The organism is Bacteroidota bacterium (genome assembly GCA_018692315.1).
GTDB lineage: Bacteria > Bacteroidota > Bacteroidia > Bacteroidales > JABHKC01 > JABHKC01.
On sequence record JABHKC010000239.1, the window covers coordinates 1 to 2,182 of the forward strand.

The 2,182-nt window shown below is 34.3% G+C and carries 2 protein-coding genes; both read left to right on the forward strand.

All coding sequences use genetic code 11. The features are described 5' to 3' along the window. The coding region (locus HN894_17555) for a T9SS type A sorting domain-containing protein (protein MBT7145132.1) at positions 1-296 on the forward strand (296 nt) is incomplete at its 5' end. Between the two features lie 18 nt (positions 297-314). Then, positions 315-2,182: hypothetical protein (locus HN894_17560; protein ID MBT7145133.1), on the forward strand; the 1,868-nt coding region annotated here is incomplete at its 3' end.

A 2,182-nucleotide genomic window follows, 5' to 3' on the forward strand; every position in this document is an offset into this window, starting at 1 on the left:
CATATCTGAAAGTTGGACCAAACTCAATTGGAGAAAACTCAATTGAAAACTCAATTTCTATTTACCCAAATCCTGTGAAAGAGAAGCTATTCATAAATTCAGAAATTGCTGAAATAGAAAAAATTGACATTTACAATTCAATTGGAAAACTAATTTATACCGAAACAAATAAAGCAAAAAACATAGAATTAGATGTTTCGAAATATCCTATGGGGGTTTATTTTATTCGAATAGATTTACAAAATGGAAATATTATTTTCAAACCGGTTTTCTTTTTAATGAATCAAAACATTTAATATATTTATAAAATAATTATGAAAGTCAAAATAGCAACATTCTTTTTAGTAATTACTTTCATAGCCAATACCTTTGCACAAGGTGGTGAAGGGAACAACTGGATTTTTGGAAACGGTGCGGGAGTATCATGGAATAATGCAACAAATACTCCGGTTGCCTTTGGAGGAAGTCCAATGAATACGCTTGAAGGAGTTGCTACAATAAGCAATGCGAATGGTAATCTTTTGTTTTTTAGCGATGGAACATGGGTTTGGGATGCAAATATGAACCAAATGCTTAATGGCTATGGATTATCAGGTGATCCCTCTTCCTCACAATCTGCTGTAATTATACCAAAACCATTAGACATAAATACCTATTATATTTTTACAGTAGATGCTGATGGTGGATCAGGTGGTTTGGCATATTCAAGAGTTGATATGACCGCAAATGGCGGAATGGGTGATATTGATCCGCTCGAAAAAAATATTGCTTTATTCAGTCCTTCAACAGAAAAAATAACCGCAGTAAATCATGCAAATGGTATTGATATTTGGCTTATTGCCCATGAGCGATGGAATAATACATTTCGTTCCTATCTTGTAACAAGTAACCCCATTGATGTAAATGTATATACAAGTAGTAATACAGGCGTATCCCATACAGCTACAAGAGGTTACATGAAAGCTTCTCCTAATGGGAACAAAATCGTTGTCGGTATTCAGGAATCTGATTTATTCGAATTATTAGATTTTAATAATTCAACTGGTGTTATATCAAACCCTATTACTATTTCAGGTATATATTGGGCTTATGGTTGTGAATTTTCGCCAGATGAACATTATTTATACGGGACTTGCAATTTTGGTTATGAAATTCACCGATGGGATTTATTCGAACTACCAAATGTTACTAACTTTTTAAACTCTCATCAATATTTAGGCAACTTAGGAGCTCAAGTAAATGTAGTTGGCCATGCAATGCAACTTGCACCTGACCAAAAAATTTATATTCCCTTGTTCAATGATCCATGGTTAGCTTGCATTGAAAATCCAAATGATCCTTCACCTGTTATTAATCTTCAAGCAGTATTTTTGGATGATCCAACAACTCCAAATATTGAATGTTCACAACTTGGATTGCCAACATTTAATACAAGTTTTTTCGCAGTTTCCGAATTTATTATCGAAACAAGTTGTTATACTGACACCACATATTTCCATTTAGGAGCAACTTATGTGGATTCTGTTCATTGGAATTTCAATTACCCTTCATTAGCTCCAATTTGGAAAAATCATATTGATCTTAATCCTTGGTATATTTTCAATCCGGGTACATACACTATTCAGTGTATTTCTTTTTATGGAAGTGCCTCCGATACAGTTTATGAGAATATCAATATTGAATACATGCCTTGGGCAAACCTTGGCCCAAATCCAACTATCCTTTGTACAAATGAAATTATCGAATACGATTTATCATACAATGAAGGCTGCACTTTCCTCTGGACAGCCGATCTCGGAACATACACTTACACAGATACTTTGCCCACTTTTTTAATTGATAAACCAGGAAATTATTCAGTTGAAATTACCAATCCTTGCGGAACAATTGTAGAAAGCATTGTAATTGAATACAACGAAATAGAACCAAATCTCGGGGTGAATGTCTCGGGACTTTGTGCAACGAGCCCTATAACCTTAGATGCAACAGTTACAAGCATTTACGGAACTCCAGAATACGAATGGAATACAGGCGAATTTACAGAAACGATAATTGCACTTTATTCCGATACTTTTGCCGTAACAGTTACAGTTGCAAATTGTGAAGAATCAACAAGTGTAGAAGTTGAATACGATATGCCGCTAAATGTTTTCCTTGGACAAGATATTGAATTATGCCTTGG